General features: G+C 54.8%; 20 protein-coding genes and 1 tRNA gene. 16 read left to right on the top strand and 5 right to left on the bottom strand.

Going from position 1 to position 21,805, the window contains the following annotated elements:
* The first annotated feature begins 10 nt into the window (after positions 1–10).
* From ubiI to HX884_RS12160, 5 genes are all read left to right on the top strand, one after another.
* The gene (gene ubiI, locus HX884_RS12180) at positions 11–1,213 is read left to right on the top strand and encodes an FAD-dependent 2-octaprenylphenol hydroxylase (protein ID WP_178328244.1); all 1,203 of its coding nucleotides are present in this window, start codon (positions 11–13) and stop codon (positions 1,211–1,213) included.
* Positions 1,214–1,610: 397 nt separating this feature from the next.
* Positions 1,611–2,705, top strand: a complete 1,095-nt coding sequence (gene gcvT, locus HX884_RS12175; RefSeq protein WP_178328243.1) for a glycine cleavage system aminomethyltransferase GcvT — start codon at positions 1,611–1,613, stop codon at positions 2,703–2,705.
* 23 nt (positions 2,706–2,728) lie between these two features.
* Positions 2,729–3,118 (top strand): glycine cleavage system protein GcvH, encoded by a 390-nt coding sequence (gcvH, locus tag HX884_RS12170; RefSeq protein ID WP_013098622.1) that lies wholly within the window; start codon positions 2,729–2,731, stop codon positions 3,116–3,118.
* Positions 3,119–3,184: 66 nt separating this feature from the next.
* On the top strand, positions 3,185–6,058 hold the full coding sequence (gene gcvP, locus HX884_RS12165) for an aminomethyl-transferring glycine dehydrogenase (RefSeq protein WP_029883155.1): 2,874 nt from the start codon (positions 3,185–3,187) through the stop codon (positions 6,056–6,058).
* Between the two features lie 72 nt (positions 6,059–6,130).
* Positions 6,131–6,874, top strand: a complete 744-nt coding sequence (locus HX884_RS12160; protein ID WP_013098620.1) for an SDR family oxidoreductase — start codon at positions 6,131–6,133, stop codon at positions 6,872–6,874.
* 69 nt (positions 6,875–6,943) lie between these two features.
* Here the strand turns inward: HX884_RS12160 and HX884_RS12155 are convergent, their stop codons facing one another.
* Positions 6,944–8,377, bottom strand: coding sequence for a 6-phospho-beta-glucosidase (locus tag HX884_RS12155; RefSeq protein ID WP_178328242.1), 1,434 nt, complete (start codon positions 8,375–8,377; stop codon positions 6,944–6,946).
* Between the two features lie 116 nt (positions 8,378–8,493).
* Positions 8,494–9,225, bottom strand: a complete 732-nt coding sequence (locus tag HX884_RS12150) for a MurR/RpiR family transcriptional regulator (RefSeq protein WP_020687085.1) — start codon at positions 9,223–9,225, stop codon at positions 8,494–8,496.
* 265 nt (positions 9,226–9,490) lie between these two features.
* On the opposite strand from HX884_RS12150, the gene HX884_RS12145 reads away from it, so the two are divergent.
* On the top strand, positions 9,491–10,150 hold the full coding sequence (locus HX884_RS12145) for a hemolysin III family protein (protein WP_003863433.1): 660 nt from the start codon (positions 9,491–9,493) through the stop codon (positions 10,148–10,150).
* A 109-nt stretch (positions 10,151–10,259) separates the two neighbouring features.
* On the opposite strand, the gene ygfZ is transcribed toward HX884_RS12145, so the two are convergent.
* Entirely contained in the window at positions 10,260–11,240 is a 981-nt protein-coding gene (ygfZ, locus tag HX884_RS12140) for a tRNA-modifying protein YgfZ (protein WP_178328241.1), read from the bottom strand.
* Positions 11,241–11,534: 294 nt separating this feature from the next.
* On the opposite strand from ygfZ, the gene sdhE reads away from it, so the two are divergent.
* Together sdhE and HX884_RS12130 are read left to right on the top strand one after the other, a co-directional pair.
* Positions 11,535–11,801, top strand: a complete 267-nt coding sequence (gene sdhE / locus HX884_RS12135) for an FAD assembly factor SdhE (RefSeq protein WP_013098615.1) — start codon at positions 11,535–11,537, stop codon at positions 11,799–11,801.
* A complete protein-coding gene (locus tag HX884_RS12130; RefSeq protein WP_178328240.1) occupies positions 11,782–12,195 on the top strand; it encodes a protein YgfX in 414 nt (137 codons plus the stop codon). Before sdhE ends, HX884_RS12130 begins: the two co-directional genes overlap by 20 nt.
* 6 nt (positions 12,196–12,201) lie before the next feature.
* On the opposite strand, the gene fldB is transcribed toward HX884_RS12130, so the two are convergent.
* Positions 12,202–12,723 carry a flavodoxin FldB gene (gene fldB / locus HX884_RS12125; protein WP_013098613.1) on the bottom strand — a complete coding sequence of 174 codons (522 nt, stop codon included), beginning with the start codon at positions 12,721–12,723 and terminating at the stop codon, positions 12,202–12,204.
* Between the two features lie 101 nt (positions 12,724–12,824).
* Here fldB and xerD point away from each other — a divergent pair, with 101 nt between their 5' ends.
* From xerD to lysS, 5 genes are all read left to right on the top strand, one after another.
* Entirely contained in the window at positions 12,825–13,721 is an 897-nt protein-coding gene (gene xerD / locus HX884_RS12120; protein ID WP_178328239.1) for a site-specific tyrosine recombinase XerD, read from the top strand.
* Between the two features lie 28 nt (positions 13,722–13,749).
* Positions 13,750–14,463: a bifunctional protein-disulfide isomerase/oxidoreductase DsbC gene (gene dsbC, locus HX884_RS12115; RefSeq protein WP_129327561.1), complete on the top strand. Its 714-nt coding sequence runs from the start codon at positions 13,750–13,752 to the stop codon at positions 14,461–14,463.
* Positions 14,464–14,468: 5 nt separating this feature from the next.
* Complete coding sequence (gene recJ / locus HX884_RS12110; RefSeq protein ID WP_178328238.1) at positions 14,469–16,202, top strand: single-stranded-DNA-specific exonuclease RecJ; 1,734 nt, start codon at positions 14,469–14,471, stop codon at positions 16,200–16,202.
* Between the two features lie 90 nt (positions 16,203–16,292).
* Positions 16,293–17,391 (top strand): peptide chain release factor 2 gene (gene prfB, locus HX884_RS12105; protein ID WP_095908218.1). Its coding sequence is split into 2 segments (ribosomal slippage): positions 16,293–16,367 and positions 16,369–17,391, totalling 1,098 coding nucleotides; the frame shifts between segments, so codons are not numbered across the junction.
* Positions 17,392–17,400: 9 nt separating this feature from the next.
* Positions 17,401–18,918, top strand: coding sequence for a lysine--tRNA ligase (lysS, locus tag HX884_RS12100; RefSeq protein ID WP_013098608.1), 1,518 nt, complete (start codon positions 17,401–17,403; stop codon positions 18,916–18,918).
* Between the two features lie 47 nt (positions 18,919–18,965).
* Here the strand turns inward: lysS and idi are convergent, their stop codons facing one another.
* Positions 18,966–19,508, bottom strand: a complete 543-nt coding sequence (gene idi, locus HX884_RS12095) for an isopentenyl-diphosphate Delta-isomerase (RefSeq protein ID WP_020687092.1) — start codon at positions 19,506–19,508, stop codon at positions 18,966–18,968.
* A gap of 162 nt (positions 19,509–19,670) precedes the next feature.
* Between idi and actS the strand changes: the two genes are divergently transcribed.
* The 3 genes from actS to HX884_RS12080 all read left to right on the top strand — a co-directional run bounded on the left by actS (position 19,671) and on the right by HX884_RS12080 (position 21,767).
* Entirely contained in the window at positions 19,671–20,414 is a 744-nt protein-coding gene (actS, locus tag HX884_RS12090) for an amidase activator ActS (RefSeq protein WP_013098606.1), read from the top strand.
* An 80-nt stretch (positions 20,415–20,494) separates the two neighbouring features.
* A tRNA-Gly gene (locus tag HX884_RS12085) sits at positions 20,495–20,568 on the top strand.
* Positions 20,569–20,657: 89 nt separating this feature from the next.
* Positions 20,658–21,767, top strand: a complete 1,110-nt coding sequence (locus tag HX884_RS12080; RefSeq protein ID WP_249166253.1) for a DUF6538 domain-containing protein — start codon at positions 20,658–20,660, stop codon at positions 21,765–21,767.
* Positions 21,768–21,805 lie beyond the last annotated feature (38 nt).

Genomic DNA, 21,805 nt, shown 5'->3' with positions numbered 1-21,805 from the left:
AGTTATCATCGTGCAAAATGTTGATGTCGCCATTGTAGGCGGCGGAATGGTAGGGCTGGCGCTGGCCTGTGGTTTACAGGGCAGTGGTCTGCGCGTGGCCGTGCTGGAGCAAAATCTGCCTCAGCCCGTTGCGCACGATGCGCCGCCGGAACTGCGCGTCTCGGCAATCAATGCCGCCAGCGAAAAACTACTGACGCGCCTTGGCGTCTGGTCAGATATCGTGGCGCAGCGTGCCAGCTGCTATCACGGAATGGAAGCGTGGGACAAAGACAGCTTTGGTCATATCGCGTTTGATGATGAAAGTATGGGCTATAGCCATCTGGGTCATATCATCGAAAATGCCGTCATTCACCATGCGTTATGGCAAAAAGCGCAATCCTGCAGCGACATCAACCTGATGGCGCCCGCGCAAATCCAGCAGGTGGCATGGGGCGAAAACGAAGCGTTTCTCACCCTGCAGAGCGGCGACATGCTCACCGCGCGGCTGGTGGTGGGCGCGGATGGCGCAAACTCGTGGCTGCGTAACAAGGCGGATATTCCCCTGACCTTCTGGGATTATCGTCATCATGCGCTGGTAGCAACCATCCGTACTGAAGAGCCGCACGGCGGCGTTGCGCGCCAGATTTTCCATAACGACGGTATTCTGGCATTTCTGCCGCTGAGCGATCCGCACCTGTGCTCGATCGTCTGGTCTCTGGTGCCGGAAAAAGCACAGCTGATGCGCGAGGCGACGCCAGAGGCGTTTAATCAGGCGCTGTGCATGGCGTTTGATAACCGTCTTGGTCTGTGCACCCTTGAGAGCGAACGCCTGGTATTCCCGTTGACCGGCCGCTACGCGCGCCAGTTTGCGGCGCACCGTCTCGCGCTGGTGGGTGACGCGGCGCATACCATTCATCCGCTGGCCGGACAGGGGGTTAACCTTGGCTTTATGGATGCGGCAGAGCTGGTGAATGAGCTGCGCCGTCTGCACCGCGAAGGTAAAGACATTGGCCAGCATCTCTACCTGCGTCGCTACGAACGCAGCCGCAAACACAGCGCGGCGGTGATGCTGGCAGGCATGCAGGGCTTCCGCGAGCTGTTTGCCGGGGCAAATCCGGCGAAAAAACTGCTGCGCGACATCGGCCTGAAACTGGCCGACACCCTTCCGGGCGTAAAACCTCAACTCCTTCGTCAGGCGATGGGTCTTAACGATCTTCCCGACTGGTTACGTTAATCTCGATCCCCGTCACACTTTATTTACCCGGCCTCTGCGCCGGGTAAATATCCTCGTTTGAAATAATCTAATTTCACGCCATTTTTCGCATTAGATAATCTAATCTGGCTATTTTTCCGTTACGGAAATTTGGCCCATTTTTCCGCATGAAATATCACCATGTGCTAAATATTGTTAGATCTTTGTTAATTTTATGCGGGTTGAATTGCATTTTACCAGTGAATAACTCTGTAGGCTTTTCAGCGTTTTTTGGTCATAAGCTAATGTGATGACCTGTTTTACCTTATGGTTAACCGTCGGTTTCGGTGGTAAGTTCAGGTAAAAGAGAACGTTTGCGTCGGTGCCGAATGACGGGGCCGATACCGGGATTCACGGTGAATTTTTCAACGAGGAAAAGATGGCTCAACAGACTCCTTTGTACGAACAACACGTGTTATGCGGTGCACGTATGGTGGACTTTCATGGCTGGATGATGCCGCTGCATTACGGCTCCCAGATTGATGAACACCACGCAGTGCGTACCGATGCCGGTATGTTCGACGTCTCCCACATGACAATTGTCGACCTGCGCGGTAGCCGCACCCGGGAGTTTTTGCGTTATCTGCTGGCAAACGACGTCACAAAACTGAAGACGCCAGGTAAAGCGCTCTATACCGGCATGCTAAATGCCTCTGGCGGCGTGATTGACGACCTTATCGTCTACTACTTCACTGAAGATTTCTTCCGCCTCGTTGTAAACTCCGCCACCCGCGAAAAAGACCTCTCCTGGATTACCCAACACGCTGAACCGTATGCCATCGACATCACCGTCCGTGATGATCTGTCGCTGATCGCCGTACAGGGGCCGAACGCGCAGGCGAAAGCCGCCACGCTGTTCAACAACGAGCAGCGTGAAGCCACCGCTGGCATGAAGCCGTTCTTCGGCGTGCAGGCGGGCGATCTGTTTATCGCCACCACCGGCTATACCGGTGAAGCGGGCTATGAAATTGCCATGCCGAATGAAAAAGCCGCCGACTTCTGGCGTGCGCTGGTGGAAGCGGGCGTCAAGCCAGCAGGACTGGGCGCGCGCGATACGCTGCGTCTGGAAGCGGGCATGAACCTTTATGGTCAGGAGATGGACGAAAGCGTCTCTCCACTGGCCGCTAACATGGGCTGGACCATCGCGTGGGAACCGGCTGACCGCGAATTTATTGGCCGTGAAGCGCTGGAGATGCAGCGCGAAAAGGGCACTGAACAGCTGGTTGGCCTGGTGATGAAGGAAAAAGGCGTGCTGCGCGGCGAACTGCCGGTACGTTTTACCGATGCAGACGGCAATCCGCGTGAAGGCGTGATCACCAGCGGTACCTTCTCCCCGACGCTGGGCTACAGTATTGCACTGGCACGCGTGCCGGCCGGCATTGGCGAAACGGCGGTGGTACAGATCCGCAACCGCGAAATGCCGGTCCACGTGACCAAACCGATTTTTGTTCGCGCCGGTAAGCCGGTCGCCTAATCATTTTTATAAGGAGAACTTCAATGAGCAATGTGCCAGCAGAACTGAAATACAGCAAAGAACACGAGTGGCTGCGCAAAGAGGCGGACGGCTCTTATACCGTTGGGATCACCGAGCACGCGCAAGAGCTGCTGGGCGACATGGTGTTTGTTGACCTGCCGGAAGTGGGCGCGACCGTTAGCGCAGGCGATGACTGCGCTGTCGCGGAATCTGTTAAGGCGGCATCCGATATCTATGCACCGGTGAGCGGCGAAATCATTGCCGTCAACGACGCGCTGAGCGACTCCCCGGAACTGGTCAACAGCGAACCGTATGAAGGCGGCTGGATCTTCAAGATCAAAGCCAGCGACGAATCACAGGTTGCTGCGCTGCTGGATGCCACCGCATACGAAGCTCTGTTAGAAGACGAGTAAGCCATTATCCCTCTCCCACAGGGAGAGGGAACTTATATTCACTGCACGTTTCAGGAACCATCGCTCATGACACAGACTTTAAGCCAGCTTGAAAACCGTGGCGCCTTCATTGAACGTCACATAGGGCCGGATGCTCAGCAACAGCAGGAGATGCTGAAGACAGTTGGCGCGGATTCATTAGACGCACTGATCGGCCAGATCGTGCCAAAAGACATCCAGCTTGCCACGCCACCACAGGTGGGCGAGGCGACGACTGAATTTGCTGCGCTGGCAGAATTAAAGGCCATTGCAGCCCTTAACAAGCGCTATAAGTCTTACATTGGCATGGGTTATACCAACGTGCAGTTACCGCCGGTGATCCTGCGCAACATGCTGGAAAACCCGGGCTGGTATACCGCGTATACCCCCTATCAGCCGGAAGTGTCCCAGGGCCGTCTGGAAGCGCTGTTGAACTTCCAGCAGGTGACCCTGGATCTGACCGGTCTCGACATCGCCTCTGCGTCTCTGCTGGATGAAGCGACCGCCGCGGCAGAAGCCATGGCGATGGCGAAACGCGTGAGCAAGCTGAAAAACGCCAACCGCTTCTTCGTGGCGGCGGATGTTCATCCGCAGACGCTGGACGTGGTACGCACTCGTGCGGAAACCTTTGGCTTCGACGTGATTGTCGACGATGCTGACAAAGTACTGGATCACCAGGATGTCTTTGGCGTGCTGCTACAGCAGGTGGGCACCACCGGCGAAGTGCATGACTACAGCGCGCTGATGACCGAACTCAAATCCCGCAAAGTCGTTGTCAGCGTCGCCGCTGATTTTATGGCACTGGTACTGCTGACGGCGCCTGGCAAACAGGGTGCGGATATCGTCTTCGGCTCTGCGCAGCGCTTCGGCGTGCCGATGGGCTACGGCGGCCCGCACGCGGCATTCTTTGCGGCAAAAGATGAATTCAAACGCTCCATGCCTGGCCGTATTATCGGTGTGTCAAAAGACGCTGCCGGTAACACTGCGCTGCGCATGGCGATGCAGACGCGTGAGCAGCATATCCGCCGCGAGAAAGCGAACTCCAACATTTGTACCTCGCAGGTTCTGCTGGCTAACATTGCCAGCCTGTATGCGGTGTTCCATGGTCCGGTTGGCCTGAAACGCATCGCCAGCCGCATTCACCGTCTGGCCGATATTCTGGCCTGCGGTCTGCAGCAGAAAGGCCTCAAACTGCGTCACGCTCACTACTTCGACACCCTGTGCGTTGAAGTGGCGGACAAAGCGGCGGTGCTGGCGCGTGCTGATGCGGCGCAAATCAACCTGCGCAGCGACATCCATAACGCGGTCGGCATCACCCTCGATGAATCCACCACCCGTGTAGATATCGTCAACCTGTTTAACGTGTTGCTGGGCGACGCGCACGGTCTGGATATTGATACGCTGGACAAAGAGGTCGCGCTCGACAGCCGCTCAATTCAGGAAAGCATGCTGCGTAACGATGCGATCCTGACGCACCCGGTCTTTAACCGCTACCACAGCGAAACCGAGATGATGCGTTACATGCACTCTCTGGAGCGCAAGGATCTGGCGCTGAACCAGGCGATGATCCCGCTGGGTTCCTGCACCATGAAGCTGAACGCGGCGGCAGAGATGATCCCTATCACCTGGCCTGAATTTGCCGAGCTGCACCCGTTCTGCCCTGCCGAACAGGCGGAAGGGTATCACCTGATGATCAACCAGCTCTCCGACTGGCTGGTGAAACTGACGGGTTATGACGCGCTCTGCATGCAGCCAAACTCTGGTGCGCAGGGTGAGTACGCCGGTCTGCTGGCGATCCGCCACTATCACGAGAGCCGTAACGAAGGCCACCGTGATATCTGCCTGATCCCAAGCTCTGCCCACGGCACCAACCCGGCCTCCGCCCAGATGGCGGGAATGGAAGTGGTCGTGGTGGCGTGCGATAAGAACGGCAACATTGACCTCGCTGACCTGCGTGCGAAAGCCGAACAGGCGGGCGATAAGCTCTCCTGCATCATGGTGACCTACCCGTCGACTCACGGCGTGTACGAAGAGACCATCCGTGAAGTGTGTGAAGTGGTGCATCAGTTTGGCGGCCAGGTCTATCTCGACGGTGCGAACATGAATGCGCAGGTGGGCATCACCTCGCCGGGCTTCATCGGCGCGGACGTTTCGCACCTGAACCTGCATAAAACCTTCTGCATTCCGCATGGCGGTGGCGGCCCGGGTATGGGGCCAATCGGCGTGAAAGCGCACCTGGCACCGTTTGTTCCAGGCCATAGCGTGGTGCAGATAGAAGGGATGCTGACCCGTCAGGGCGCGGTGTCAGCGGCACCGTTTGGTAGCGCCTCTATCCTGCCAATCAGCTGGATGTACATCCGCATGATGGGCGCGGAAGGGCTGAAGAAGGCAAGCCAGGTGGCGATCCTGAACGCTAACTACATCGCGACCCGCCTCAAGTCAGCCTATCCGGTGCTCTACACCGGTCGTGATGGCCGCGTGGCGCACGAGTGCATTCTGGATATTCGTCCGCTGAAAGAGCAGACCGGCATTAGCGAGCTGGATATTGCCAAACGTCTTATCGACTATGGATTCCATGCGCCAACCATGTCGTTCCCGGTTGCGGGTACGCTGATGGTGGAGCCAACGGAGTCCGAGAGCAAAGCCGAGCTGGACCGCTTTATTGATGCGATGCTGGCCATCCGCATGGAGATCGACCGCGTGCAGGACGGCGAATGGACGCTGGAAGACAACCCGCTGGTCAATGCGCCGCACACGCAGCATGAAATGGTGGCGGAGTGGAATCACGGTTACAGCCGTGAACTGGCGGTCTTCCCGGCCGGTGTGGCAAACAAATACTGGCCAACCGTGAAACGTCTTGATGACGTCTACGGTGACCGTAATCTGTTCTGCTCCTGCGTACCAATGAGCGAATACCAGTAATCGTGTTGATGTAGTAACGTAGGCCGGGTATGGCGAAGCCGCCATACCCGGCTTTTTTATTGGGAGAAAAGAATGGGTATTGCACTTGTAACAGGCGCCAGCCGCGGTATCGGTAAAGCCACCGCGCTGCAGCTGGCAAACGAAGGCTACACCGTGGCGGTGAATTATCACCACAATATCAAGGCTGCGACGGACGTTATCAACCAGATCGTCGGGGCGGGCGGTAAAGCCTTTGCCCTGCGCGCGGATATCAGCGATGAAGCGCAGGTACTGGCGATGTTCGACAGTCTTGACCGAGAAGCTGAGCCGCTGACCGCGCTGGTGAATAACGCCGGGATCCTGTTTGAGCAATCCACTATCGAAAATCTTTCGGCTGAACGCATTAATCGCGTGCTGGCAACCAACGTCACGGGGTATTTCCTTTGCTGCCGTGAAGCGGTAAAGCGTATGTCGCACAAACATGGTGGCAAAGGTGGGGCGATTGTGAATGTCTCCTCCGCGGCGTCACGACTGGGCGCGCCGGGTGAGTATGTGGATTACGCGGCGTCCAAAGGGGCGGTGGATTCACTGACAACCGGGTTAGCGCTGGAAGTGGCGGCGCAAGGTATCCGCGTTAACTGCGTGCGCCCTGGGCTTATCTATACCGACATCCATGCCGATGGTGGAGAGCCGGGACGTGTGGATCGCGTTAAGTCGTTGCTGCCGATGCAGCGCGGCGGCCAGCCTGAAGAGGTAGCCCAGGCGATTGTCTGGCTGCTGAGCGAGAAAGCGTCGTACGTGACGGGCAGTTTTATTGAGTTAGCGGGCGGGAAGTAAACCCCTTACCCTAACCCTCTCCCCAAAAGGGAGAGGGGATCAATCGTAGCGCCGCCCGGCGTTACAGAGTTAAAGCGTCTCACCGTTACTGGCAATCACACCTTTATACCACTCGAAGCTTTTCTTACGCGAGCGCGACATGTCGCCCGTGCCGTCGTCGTGCTTGTTCACGTAGATAAAACCATAGCGCTTGCTGTACTGGCCGGTGGTGAACGACACGCAGTCGATACAACCCCACGGTGTATAACCCATCAGATCCACGCCATCGTGCGTCACGGCTTTGATCATCTCTTCCACGTGAGCGCGCAGATAATCGATGCGGTAGTCGTCGTTAATGCTGCCATCTTCTTCCACTTTATCGTAGGCGCCAAAACCGTTCTCGACGATAAACAGCGGTTTCTGATAACGCTCGTATAGCTCACACAGAGAGTAGCGCAGACCCACAGGGTCAATCTGCCAGCCCCAGTCAGAGGCTTTCACATGCGGGTTGGGCACGCTGCCTTCAAAGCCTGAAATTGCATCGCCGGTACCGCCTTCTGCTTTGACGGCGTTAGTCATGTAATAGCTGAAACCTAAGTAGTCGCAGGTACCTTCACGCAGGATCTGCTCATCACCCGGCTCCATGTTAATGGTAAAACCACGGCGCTCCCACTCATTCAGTACATAAGACGGGTAATAACCGCGCAGCTGAACGTCGGTAAAGACATAGCGTTCACGCATGGATTCCTGGGCAAACATCACGTCCTCCGGTTTACAGGAGAACGGATAGAGCGCCACCATCGCCAACATACAGCCGACCTTCATTTCCGGGTTAATACGACGCGCAGCTTTCACTGCCAGGGCGCTTGCCACAAACTGATGATGCAGCACCTGGTACATGGTCTCTTCCGGGTTGTCGTGCTCGGTATAGACCACACCGGAGCAGCAGTAACCGAACAGCGGGGCACGCCAGTTACGCTGGTTGTTGATTTCGTTGAAGGTCATCCAGTATTTGACCTTGTTTTTGTAACGCTCGAAGACCGCTTCCGCGAAACGGACAAAGAAATCGACCACTTTACGGTTGGTCCAGGCGCCATATTCCTGCACCAGGTGCAGCGGCATTTCGAAGTGGGAGAGGGTGATCACCGGCTCGATGTTGTACTTCAGCAACTCATCGAACAGATCGTCGTAAAACTTCAGCCCTTCTTCATTGGGCTGCGTTTCGTCACCTTTCGGGAAGATGCGCGTCCAGGCGATAGAGGTGCGGAAACATTTGAAGCCCATCTCGGCAAACAGCTTGATGTCTTCTTTGTAGTGGCCGTGAAAGTCGATGGCCTCGTGGTTTGGGTAGTATTTACCCGGTACCACTTCCTGGGTGATTTCACGGGGAACGCCATGCGCGCCACCGGTCAGCACGTCGCAGATGCTCGGCCCTTTGCCGCCTTTGTTCCAGCCACCTTCCACCTGGTGAGCAGCAACCGCGCCGCCCCATAAAAAATCTTTTGGTAAGGTTAATTTTTTCATCGTTGCTATTCTCAATTCATGACTTATTGGAATCGAGTCTAGCAAAGCGACATTAAATGTCACGATATAACAATTTGCCTGAATTGTAATTTGTTACATGCAAAAAACAGGATGTTTTATTCTGTTAATTTCTTCGCCAGTTTACGCCCGAGCGACTCCAGAATATAAATAACGGGGATTTGGGTGGTGATATCATACACGCCTGCAATACGCGTCTGGGGAACATGCCAGGAGAGATTAAAATCGGCCAGTTTTGCCAGCCGCGAGTGCTCATGGCTGGTAATGGAGAGTACCTTGCAGTGATGCAGGCTGAACTGGCTGGCGAAGCGCAGGATCTCTTCCGTTTCACCGGATACCGACAGTACAATCGCCAGCGCATTTTTGGCCATATCATTGGTCACCGGGAAATAAGGATCGTCGATATGGTTGCTGAATTTACCGATATTAGAAAAGAAGCGTGCACCATATTTTGCCAGCGAGCCTGAGGTCCCTGCGCCGACAAAGATAATTCGCTCGGACGATAATATTATCTCCACCGCTTCATCTAATAATGTATCGAACTCTTCATTATTAACGCTTTTAAAGAAGCTGATAATTTCACTGGCACCAAAATTTATCTGCTGAGGCTCATTCTGCTCCAGATAGAGCTTAAAGCGTACGCGAAATTCAGAGTAGCCTTCGCAGTTGAGTTTGCGGCAAAAGCGCAGGATAGTGGTGGTGGAGACACCCGCCGCGTCCGCCAGTTCGCGGATAGTCATGTACATCACTTTGTCACGATTTTTGATGACATAGTTGTAGACCATCATCTCCAGATTATTGAGACTGGCAATGGCGGCGTGGGTGAACATACTCACAGTGGCATAACTCTCATTCAGACTTCATTGGCCCATCATAACATGCAGCCAGAGGGCAGGATCCATTTTTATGCCTTTGATTCATAATGATTAAATTTTAATGTGAACAAATGTAAGGTGAAACTGTTTTTTATATCTATGATTTTTATATATAAATTATGGATTGAAATTATTTTAGCTAACAGGTGTTCACTGGAATCATTCTCAGTTAGCATAGTCATGCGATGAATAATCATCTTTCGTTTTCCCGGAGTTTTGTATGGTGAGCAGACCATTAATCGCACAGGGATATTCACTGGCTGAGGAAGTAGCCAACAGCATCAGCCACGGCATTGGCCTGGTGTTTGGGATTGTCGGTTTAGTGTTATTACTGGTGCAGGCGGTGGACACCAACGCCAGTGCCATGGCCATTACCAGCTACAGCCTGTATGGCGGGAGTATGATCCTGCTGTTTCTGGCGTCGACGCTGTATCACGCCATTCCGCATCAGCGGGCAAAGATATGGCTCAAAAAATTTGACCACTGCGCTATCTATCTTCTTATTGCAGGCACCTACACGCCATTCCTGCTGGTGGGGTTGAACTCACCGCTGTCGCGTGGCCTGATGATTGTGATCTGGAGCCTGGCGCTGCTGGGGATCCTCTTTAAGCTGACCATTGCGCACCGGTTTAAGGTGCTGTCGCTGGTGACCTACCTGACGATGGGCTGGCTGTCGCTGATAGTGGTTTATCAACTGGCGATTAAGCTGGCGGTAGGGGGCGTGACCTTGCTTGCCGTAGGCGGCGTGGTCTACTCGTTGGGCGTCATTTTCTATGTCTGCAAGCGCATCCCTTATAACCATGCCATCTGGCACGGCTTTGTACTTGGGGGCAGCGTGTGTCACTTCCTGGCCATTTATTTGTATGTGGGGCAGGTGTAGTTTTTACATCTTGCGGCCTGTTGCCCTCACCCTAACCCTCTCCCACAGCGAGAGGGAGAACACCAAAACCGTAGGCCCGGTAAGCGCAGCGCCACCGGGCGATACAGCATCACTCTTCCAGTGAATACGGCAGCGGCTCAATACTCAAGGTGTTGGTATCATCACGCACGCGGAACACGCTGTCGGCTTCCATGTCGTTGTTCATCACCGCCTGCACCAGCAGACGGCCATCATCCAGCTGAACGGCGGCTAACACGGTGCCGGTACGGCGCCAGTTTTCACCCATCTTCAGTTCTAAATCTTCACCCGCTTCCGGTACACGGCTGGCGTGACCCGCCAGTGTCCACAGCGCGCGCTTATTCGCGCCGCGGAATTTTGCCCGCGCGACCATCTCCTGGCCGGTGTAACAGCCTTTTTTAAAGCTGATGCCGCCCAGCGCCTGCAGGTTGGTCGCCTGCGGAATAAACTGCGCGCTGTTGGCCGCGTCAATCACCGGCAGACCCGCTTCAATGTTCAGTGCCAGCCACTGTTGGCTGTTATTGAACTGGGCTTCACCGCGCAGGGCCTCAGTTACGCGCTCGGCGGTCGCGGCGTCGGTCACCAGCAGGAAACGCTCTGCAGGGTGTTCAAACCACAGGATGGAGGTCTCACCTTCGCTAACCAGCTGCTTTTCTGCATCCGGCAGTTCGTTGAACAGGTTTTTCAGCGCGGCACGCGCCTGGAAACCGGCCACGCCCAGCAGCACGTGCTCGTCATCTGGCGCAATCGTGACTTTGGAAAAGACCGCGTATTTCTTCAGCTCTTTAAGCTGGTCATCACGCAGGCTGCGGCGCTCAATAAAGGCAAAGCCATCCTGACGGCGGAACAGACGCAGGTTGCTCCACATTTTGCCTTTTGGATCGCAATGCGCAGCCAGCAGGTGCTGATGTTCGGTCATCTGGCTCACGTCTGCCGTGACCTGGCCCTGAAGGTATTTTTCGGCGTCGGCACCAACGAGTGTGGCCAGTGCCCAGTCATCAAGAGAAATAAGCGTCAGCGGCAGACGCGCAGAGGCGGCGGGCTGGCGAGGAGAAAATGGTGTAAATGCCATAACGGTATCCTGAATTGCTTAACGCTTTGATAATGCCTAATGGTAAAAGAGACTACAGCCATTGCAAGCGCTTTCAGCAGGCCATTCGTGCCATAACGCAGCAATGCGTAGCGCCACGCAAAATAGTGTAATCCGCTGTCTTTATAGGGGTTATTCTGGAAGCCCGCTTCAGCTTCGCAATATTCCAGTAAAGAAACGGTCAAAAACACGTTACACTAGCGAGTGTCCCCGCAGAGAAATAAAGAAGACTGAACGGGGTACCGACTGTGCCAAACGTAATGCAGGAAACAGAACATGGATATTAACAACAAGGCCCGTATTCACTGGGCATGCCGACGCGGCATGCGTGAACTTGATATCTCCATCATGCCTTTCTTCGAATATGAGTATGACAGCTTAAGCGATGAGGATAAGCGTCTGTTTGTTCGCCTGCTTGAGTCTGACGATCCCGATTTATTCAACTGGCTGATGAACCACGGCAAGCCCGCCGACACCGAGTTGCAACGGATGGTGCAATTAATTCAAACACGGAATCGGGAACGTGGTCCTGTGGCAATCTGATCTTCGCGTCTCGTGGCGCTCGCAGTGGATGTCGTTATTGCTCCACGGCCTGGTCGCGGCATTTGTTTTACTGATGCCGTGGCCGCTTAGCTATACGCCGCTGTGGCTGTTGTTGCTGTCGTTCGTCGTTTTTGACAGCGTGCGCAGCCAGCGCCGGATCAATGCCCGCCAGGGTGAGATCAAATTACTGATGGACTCCCGCCTGCGCTGGCAGGGTAAAGAGTGGGATATCCTCGGTATGCCCTGGATGCTCAGTTCCGGCATGATGCTACGGTTACGCCAGGTGGGCGGCGGTAAGTGCCAGCATCTGTGGCTGGCCGCCGACAGTATGGATATTACGGAGTGGCGGGAACTGCGCCGGATGCTACTGCAGCAGCAACCGACGCAGGAATAATACGCGTTAACTGAACTTCTCGGCCATTTCGCCCAGAATCTGTTCGCACCAGGTTTGCAGACGCTCGTCGCTCAGATCGTACTGGTTGGTTTCATCCAGCGCGAGCCCGACAAACAGTTGGCCGTCTGCGATAATCGGTTTTTTACTGGTAAATTCGTAACCTTCCGTTGGCCAGTAGCCGATAAACGTGACGCCCTTCGGTGCCAGCTTATCGTGCAGCATGCCGAGAGCATCCAGGAACCATTCCCCATAACCGAACTGGTCGCCCATACCGTACATGGCAATGATTTTGCCGTCGAGGTTGAGCGTATCGAGCTGATCCCAGATGGCTTCCCAGTCTTCCTGTATCTCACCGAAATCCCAGGTCGGGATGCCGAGGATCAATACGTCGTACTGCTCCATCAGCGTGAGCGCATCGTCCTTCAGGTTATGCAACGTCACCAGTTCCGGGCCAATGATGTCGCGAATTTTCTCTGCCGCCATTTCGGTGTAGCAGGTGCTGGAACCATAAAACAGACCAATATTCATCGCGTATCTATCTCAATTCTTGCTATGACTTTGCGCGTAGTGTACCAGAAACCGCTCGCAATCAGGCATAATGCCCGGATTGCAGAATCAAAGGGGCTGATGTGGAAAAGGATCTCGCACTCATCGAACAGTTTCTCGACGCGCTGTGGCTGGAGAAAAACCTGGCCCAAAATACGCTGAGCGCCTATCGGCGGGACCTCATCATGCTGGTGGAGTGGCTGGCACTCCGGGGACTGTCGCTGGAGAGCGCACAAAGCGACGACCTGCAGGCGCTGCTGGGCGAGCGTATGGAAGGGGGCTACAAAGCCACCAGCTCTGCGCGTCTGCTCAGTGCAATGCGTCGACTGTTCCAGCATCTCTACCGTGAGAAAATTCGCACGGACGATCCCAGCGCCCTCCTGGCATCGCCTAAACTCCCGCAGCGGCTACCGAAAGATCTCAGCGAAGCACAAGTTGAGAGATTATTACAATCACCGGCTGTTGACCTGCCGCTGGAGTTACGCGATAAAGCCATGCTTGAGCTATTGTATGCTACCGGCTTGCGCGTTTCGGAACTGGTTGGCCTGACGATGAGCGACATCAGCTTGCGTCAGGGCGTGGTTCGTGTGATCGGTAAAGGGAACAAGGAACGGCTGGTCCCGCTGGGAGAAGAGGCGGTGTACTGGCTGGAAACGTATCTGGAGCACGGTCGTCCGTGGTTGCTGAACGGCGTTTCTATCGATGTTTTGTTCCCCAGCCAGCGTGCGCAGCAGATGACGCGGCAAACGTTCTGGCATCGCATCAAGCATTACGCCACACTGGCGGGCATTGACAGCGAAAAGCTATCGCCGCACGTGTTGCGGCATGCCTTTGCGACACATCTGCTGAACCACGGCGCCGATCTGCGCGTGGTGCAGATGCTGCTGGGACACAGCGATCTTTCCACGACGCAAATTTACACCCATGTCGCGACGGAACGCCTGCGGCAGCTACACCAACAGCACCACCCTCGCGCGTGAGTGCCGACGAATTGTTACAGGATCTTATATGAAAAAGTCTTTTGCGCTGTTCACCCTGCTGGCAGCCTCTTTTACCGGTTTTGCCCATGCGGATGACGCCGCTATCAAACAGTCGCTGACGAAACTCGGCGTAACCAGCAGCGAAATTCAGCCTGCGCCGGTGGCGGGGATGAAAACCGTTTTAACCAACAGCGGCGTGCTGTACGTGACCGAAGATGGCAAACACATTATTCAGGGGCCGATGTACGACGTAAGCGGCGCGCAGCCGGTGAACGTGACCAACCAGCTGCTGATGAAAAACCTGAATGCGCTCGAAAAAGAGATGATCGTTTATAAGGCGGCGCAGGAAAAACACGTTATAACCGTCTTTACCGACATCACCTGTGGCTACTGCCACAAGCTGCATGAAGAGATGAAAGATTACAACGCGCTGGGCATTACCGTGCGTTACCTGGCTTTCCCTCGCGCGGGTGTGCAGAGCCAGCCTGAGCAGGACATGAAGGCCATATGGTGTGCAAAAGATCGTAACAAAGCGTTTGATGACGCGATGAACGGTAAGGGTGTGCAGCCGGCTTCCTGTGATATTGATATTGCCAACCACTACGCGCTGGGCGTGCAGTTTGGCGTGACCGGTACGCCAGCCATTGTCTTAAGCAACGGCTACGTTGTCCCGGGCTATCAGGGGCCAAAAGAGATGAAAGAGTTCCTCGACGCGCACCAGAAACAGTTTGGTGGTAAATAATCCGCGTGAAAGCCCCAATAAAATTGCGCCGCCGCGACGCGGTTGCACAGGTTGATTTGCCAGCCGATCTTCCGCCGCTGTTAAAGCGGCTCTACGCCAGCCGCGGCGTGCGGAGTGCAGGCGATCTTGAGCGCAGCGTCAAAGGGATGCTGCCCTGGCAGCAGCTGAACGGCATCGAAAAAGCCATTGAAATGCTCTACAACGCGCTTCGTGAAGGCACGCGCATTGTGGTGGTGGGGGATTTCGATGCCGACGGCGCCACCAGCACCGCGCTGAGCGTGCTCAGTCTGCGCGCGCTGGGCTGCGAAAACGTTACCTATCTGGTGCCTAACCGCTTTGAAGATGGTTATGGCCTTAGCCCGGAAGTGGTCGATCAGGCACATGCCCGCGGCGCGCAGATGATCCTGACCGTAGATAACGGGATCTCCTCCCATGCGGGTGTCGATCACGCGCATCAGTTGGGGATCCCGGTGCTGGTTACCGATCACCACCTGCCGGGGGAAACGCTGCCGGCCGCTGAGGCCATTATTAACCCGAACCTGCGCGACTGCGATTTCCCGTCGAAATCACTGGCGGGCGTGGGCGTGGCGTTTTATCTGATGCTGGCGCTGCGCACCCTGCTGCGGGATAAAGGCTGGTTCGAGTCCCGCGGGATCGCCGTGCCCAATCTTGCCGAGTATCTCGATCTTGTTGCGCTCGGCACCGTGGCGGACGTGGTACCGCTCGATACCAATAACCGTATCCTCACCTGGCAAGGGTTAAGCCGCATTCGTGCGGGCAAGTGTCGTCCGGGTATTAAGGCGCTGCTGGAGATTGCGAACCGCGATCCGCTCAAGCTCGCCGCCAGCGATTTGGGCTTTGCCCTCGGCCCGCGCCTGAATGCGGCTGGCAGGCTGGACGATATGTCCGTCGGCGTCGCGCTGCTACTGTGCGATAACATTGGTGAAGCGCGCGTGCTGGCGAATGAACTGGATGCGCTGAACCAGACCCGCAAAGAGATCGAACAGGGAATGCAGGCTGAAGCACTAACCCTGTGTGAAAAGCTTGAACGCAGCGGTGAAACATTGCCAGGCGGGCTGGCGATGTACCACCCTGAATGGCATCAGGGGGTGGTGGGCATTCTGGCGTCGCGTATTAAAGAGCGTTTCCACCGTCCGGTGATTGCATTTGCGCCCGCAGGCGATGGCACGCTGAAGGGCTCCGGTCGTTCGATTCAGGGGCTGCACATGCGCGATGCGCTGGAGCGTCTGGATACGCTCTACCCGGGCCTGATGCTCAAATTCGGTGGTCACGCGATGGCGGCAGGCTTGTCGCTGGAAGAGGCGAAATTCGACGAGTTTCAGCGTCTGTTTGGCGAACTGGTGACTGACTGGATTGACCCCGCTCTGCTACAGGGGGAAGTGATTTCCGACGGTGAGCTCGCACCGATGGAGATGACCATGGAAGTGGCGCAAATGCTACGCGATGCAGGCCCGTGGGGACAGATGTTCCCGGAGCCGCTGTTCGATGGCCGCTTCCGTCTGCTGCAACAGCGCATCGTGGGCGAACGTCACTTGAAAGTGATGGTGGAACCGGTGGGCGGCGGCCCGCTGTTGGATGGTATTGCCTTTAACGTCGATACCGCTGTCTGGCCGGACAATGGCGTACGCGAGGTCGAACTGGCCTACAAACTGGATATCAACGAGTTTCGCGGTAACCGCTCCCTTCAAATCATCATCGACAATATCTGGCCAATTTAGCGGCAGTAATCTCTATAAAAAAGGGCGTGGATTCGGTACAATCCCGCTCTTATCACCGCATTTTGACAAGTCCATAAAAGAAAACAGACCATGTTTGAAATTAATCCGGTAAAAAACCGTATTCAGGACCTCACGGAGCGCTCTGACGTTCTTAGGGGGTATCTTTGACTACGATGCCAAGAAAGAGCGTCTTGAAGAAGTAAACGCCGAGCTGGAACAGCCGGACGTCTGGAACGAGCCTGAACGCGCGCAGGCGCTGGGTAAAGAGCGTTCCTCTCTCGAAGCTATCGTAGATACGCTGGATCAAATGGCTCAGGGGCTGGAAGACGTTTCCGGTTTGCTGGAGCTGGCTGTAGAAGCCGACGACGAAGAAACCTTTAACGAAGCCGTGGCAGAGCTCGACGTGCTGGAAGAGAAGCTGGCGCAGCTTGAGTTCCGTCGTATGTTCTCCGGCGAATACGATAGCGCTGACTGCTATCTCGATATCCAGGCAGGTTCTGGCGGTACTGAAGCGCAGGACTGGGCCAGCATGCTGATGCGCATGTATCTGCGCTGGGCTGAAGCGCGTGGCTTCAAAACCGAGATTATCGAAGAGTCTGAAGGCGAAGTGGCTGGCATTAAGTCCGTCACCATCAAGATCATTGGTGACTACGCCTACGGCTGGCTGCGTACCGAAACCGGCGTTCACCGCCTGGTACGTAAGAGCCCGTTCGACTCCGGTGGTCGTCGTCATACCTCATTCAGCTCCGCGTTTGTTTACCCCGAAGTTGACGAAGATATCGATATCGAAATCAACCCGGCAGATCTGCGTATCGACGTTTACCGCGCATCTGGCGCGGGTGGACAGCACGTTAACCGTACGGAATCAGCGGTACGTATTACCCACATTCCAACCGGGCTGGTAACACAGTGCCAGAACGACCGTTCCCAGCATAAGAACAAAGACCAGGCCATGAAGCAGATGAAAGCGAAGCTTTATGAGCTGGAGATGCAGAAGAAAAATGCTGAGAAACAGGCGATGGAAGACAACAAGTCTGATATCGGCTGGGGCAGCCAGATCCGTTCTTACGTCCTTGATGACTCCCGCATCAAAGACCTGCGTACCGGGGTTGAAACCCGTAACACGCAGGCGGTGCTGGACGGCAGCCTGGACCAATTTATCGAAGCAAGTTTGAAAGCAGGGTTATGAGGAACCAACATGTCTGAACAACAAGCACAGGGCGCTGACGCGGTAGTCGATCTTAACAACGAACTGAAAACCCGCCGCGAGAAGCTGGCAGCGCTGCGCGAGCAGGGCGTGCCGTTCCCGAACGATTTTCGTCGTGACCACACCTCAGACCAACTGCACGCTGACTTCGACGCTAAAGAAAACGAAGAGCTGGAAGCGCTGAACATCGAAGTGGCCGTTGCGGGCCGTATGATGACCCGTCGTATCATGGGTAAAGCCTCTTTCGTTACCCTGCAGGACGTGGGCGGCCGCATTCAGCTGTACGTTTCCCGTGACGATCTGCCAGAAGGCATCTACAACGAGCAGTTCAAGAAGTGGGACCTGGGCGATATCCTGGGCGCGAAAGGTAAACTGTTCAAAACCAAGACCGGTGAACTGTCTATCCACTGCACCGAACTGCGTCTGTTGACCAAAGCCCTGCGCCCGCTGCCGGACAAATTCCACGGCCTGCAGGATCAGGAAGCGCGCTACCGCCAGCGTTATCTGGACCTCATCTCTAACGATGAGTCCCGCAAGACCTTCAAAATTCGCTCCCAGATCATGGCCGGTATCCGCCAGTTCATGGTTAACCGCGACTTTATGGAAGTGGAAACCCCGATGATGCAGGTGATCCCAGGCGGTGCTTCCGCACGTCCGTTCATCACCCATCACAATGCCCTGGACCTGGACATGTACCTGCGTATCGCGCCGGAACTGTACCTGAAGCGTCTGGTGGTAGGTGGGTTCGATCGCGTGTTCGAAATCAACCGTAACTTCCGTAACGAAGGCATCTCCGTGCGTCATAACCCAGAGTTCACCATGATGGAACTCTATATGGCGTATGCAGATTACAAAGATCTGATCGAGCTGACCGAATCCCTGTTCCGCACCCTGGCGCAGGACATTCTGGGCACCACGCAGGTACCTTACGGTGAAGAAGTGTTCGACTTCGGCAAGCCGTTCGAAAAACTGACCATGCGCGAAGCCATCAAGAAATACCGCCCGGAAACCAACATGGCGGATCTGGATAACTTCGATTCTGCAAAAGCGATCGCTGAAAGCATCGGTATTAAAGTGGAGAAGAGCTGGGGTCTGGGCCGTATCGTGACCGAGATCTTTGAAGAAGTGGCAGAAGCGCACCTGATTCAGCCGACCTTCATCACTGAATACCCGGCTGAAGTGTCCCCGCTGGCGCGTCGTAATGACGAGAACCCGGAGATTACTGACCGCTTTGAATTCTTCATCGGTGGCCGTGAAATCGGCAACGGCTTTAGCGAGCTGAACGATGCAGAAGATCAGGCGCAGCGCTTCCAGGATCAGGTTGACGCAAAAGCGGCAGGCGACGACGAAGCGATGTTCTTCGACGAAGACTACGTGACGGCGCTGGAGCACGGCCTGCCACCAACGGCGGGTCTGGGTATTGGTATCGACCGTATGGTAATGCTGTTCACCAACAGCCACACCATCCGCGACGTGATCCTGTTCCCGGCGATGCGTCCGGTTAAATAACGTCTGCAGATCGTAAAAAGCCCCGTGCGATAGTCGCCGGGGCTTTTTTATTTGGCGGCGAAGGCCCGCAGTTTTTCGCGTGCCGCCGTCGCTTCCATCACCATCCAGGGGCTAAAGGCCCACGGTGTGGCATCCAGAGCCTGGAACAACGCATCCAGATCAACCCATTCGTATGCCATCACTTCATCACTGTTGATCGTCAGCTCATTCGTTATCCTGGCGGCAAAGACCGGGCAAATCTCATTTTCGACGATCCCGGAAGGATCGGTTTCACAGTAGCGAAACTCAGCGGCGACAGGGGTGATCCCGGTAATTTCGGCTCCCACTTCATAGCGGCAGCGGCGCACAATAGCTTGATCAATCGCTTCACCAGATTGCGGATGGCCGCAGACTGAGTTCGTCCAGACGCCCGGCCAGGCTTTTTTGCTTAATGCGCGACGGGTGATAAGACACTCCCCTTTGGCATTAAAGAGCCAGGAAGAGAACGCCAGATGGAGTGGGGTATGGGAGGTATGTGCAGCGTATTTTTCCTGAGTGCCAATCACCATTCCCTGGTCATTTACCAAAATAACGTGTTCTTGAATACTCATTGATGCTCCAGTGCTAACCATGCGGATGGTTCAGCACCACCAGCGATGTCATTATACTGCATTCCGGTACGAACGGTTTGTTCCACAGAGCGGAAAAGGGCTGACCCATATCTGTTTGGGCTGGTATTATAGGGCGCCATTCACGCTGACCGAGGATCTGTTTTGTTTGCAGGAAGCCTGACGAGAAACCCCATCACTGCCGTGTTCTGCCTGATGCTGACGCTATTACTGGCAGGCTGTTCAGGGAGTAAATCTTCGGATATGGGCAGCTATTCCGGCGCGGTCTATACCGTGAAGCGCGGGGATACACTGTACCGGATTTCGCGCGCGACGGGGACCAGCGTAAAGGAGCTGGCGCGTCTGAATAATATCTCTCCGCCATATACCATCGAAGTGGGGCAGAAGCTGAAGGTTAATGGCGGTTCATCCTCGGGCAAAAAATCGTCGTCGAAAGGCAAAACCGCCAAAGTGACGCCATCCTATGCGGTGCCGCAATCCTCCTGGCCGCCTGTCGGACAGCGCTGCTGGATTTGGCCGGCCAGCGGCAAAGTTGTGTTGCCGTACTCCTTATCTGAAGGCGGCAATAAGGGAATCGATATTGCAGCCGCGCGCGGTACGCCGGTTTATGCCTCCGGGGCAGGGAAGGTCGTGTACGTGGGCAACCAGCTGCGCGGTTACGGTAATCTGATCATGATTAAGCATGGTGAAGACTACATCACGGCTTATGCGCATAACGACACAATGCTGGTTAATAACGGCCAGAACGTGAAGGCGGGGCAGAAGATCGCCACCATGGGCAGCACGGGGACGGATACGGTGAAGCTGCACTTCCAGATCCGTTATAAGGCCACCGCCATCGACCCGCAGCGTTATCTTCCGGCACAGGGCAGCAAGCCGAAGTGCTAAGTGATTATTTTATCGCCGTTTAGTTGCGAAGAGGCTTGTATGAAGAGGCGTAAGGTCTATAATGCTTTACGCACCTCAAAGCGGGCGTAGTTCAATGGTAGAACGAGAGCTTCCCAAGCTCTATACGAGGGTTCGATTCCCTTCGCCCGCTCCAAAAACTCCCTAACGTATTCATTCCTCAGCCTTTTTCTGATTCATACGTGACGGCGCTCGTGATCCTCCTACAAGGAGTTCATACAGCCGATGGCGCAACGTGGTAATCTCTATCGACGTCCTAGCGGGATCTATGTTCTGCGGATAACCGTTCCGGTTCGGTATCGTGCCCTGATAGGGCAGCGTGAAATACATGCATCTACCCGCACAACCCACCTCGCAAATGCTAAGGCAATCGCCACGCGTTTGTTGGAGAAGTGGTATGCGTCTCTGGAAGAGTTCAAGCAAGTGGATAAAGAGAAAATTCGGGGAAACGCCCCGTTGTTGGCGGGGGCTGGCAAAATCAGCTTGGCTCTTTTTTGCGAATCATTTGATGTGGTGCTTGAAACGGTTGTTCCGCATCTTTTGGCAGACAATATTCCGCTGTATGCTTTTGTAGATAGCCAGCGGGGTTTTCTGATTGATGATTTTACTGCCATTGATCGTGACCCTGATACGCATGGCTTTGTTTTAAACGACGTTGCTCATTACGGCACTGAGGCTATGGTTAACGGCTATATGCAGATTTACATGCCGCTACATGCCCTCAATAAATTGGTTAAAGGGCTATCAACGGAAATAACTGCATTCAGGGCTACCAACGGTAATCCCCTTGCTCTTTGGCTACTGGACTTGCCCGGGGTTACGATAGATTCAAGTTCTTTATTTATCAACAATGTGCAGGCTGAAAAGCTGCGTAGCATGTGGGATAAAGCGTTTGCGAAATCTGAGCCTGAATTACCTCCTGTTCCGGCTGTTGTGCCACCACCACCGCCCCCTCCTTTGATCATCTCTAACCCGTTTTGCAATCCACTACACGCGTCAAAAACGGTTTCAGAAGTGTTGGAGGAGTTCATTGCGTATAAGAACTCAGGGGATCTCAAACTTGCCAGTGAGGAAAAAATCCGGTCGAGAATATCTCATTTTATCGACGTTATGGGAGACTTAACACTTGTTGAGTTAGATCGTAATGTCGTAAAAAAATACGTTTCCAGAATGCAAAGAATGCCCAGTAACTTGTATTTAATGCAACGCCGATACGCTGCCGAAGATTTGGAACAACTCATCGAAAAAGCACTTGATGCCGGTGAGTCGCTCATGACAAAAGATGCGATTGGGCGTCATATGGCCTCATTAGGTTCAATGGGCTTTGTTGAATAAATCAGATTTCGGGTAAGTCTCCCCCGTAGCGGGTTGTG

The sequence above is a fragment of the Enterobacter sp. SECR19-1250 genome (assembly GCF_013391025.1).
GTDB lineage: Bacteria > Pseudomonadota > Gammaproteobacteria > Enterobacterales > Enterobacteriaceae > Enterobacter > Enterobacter cloacae.
Note: the sequence above shows the minus strand (reverse complement) of the source record. Positions and strands in the feature narration are given on the sequence as shown.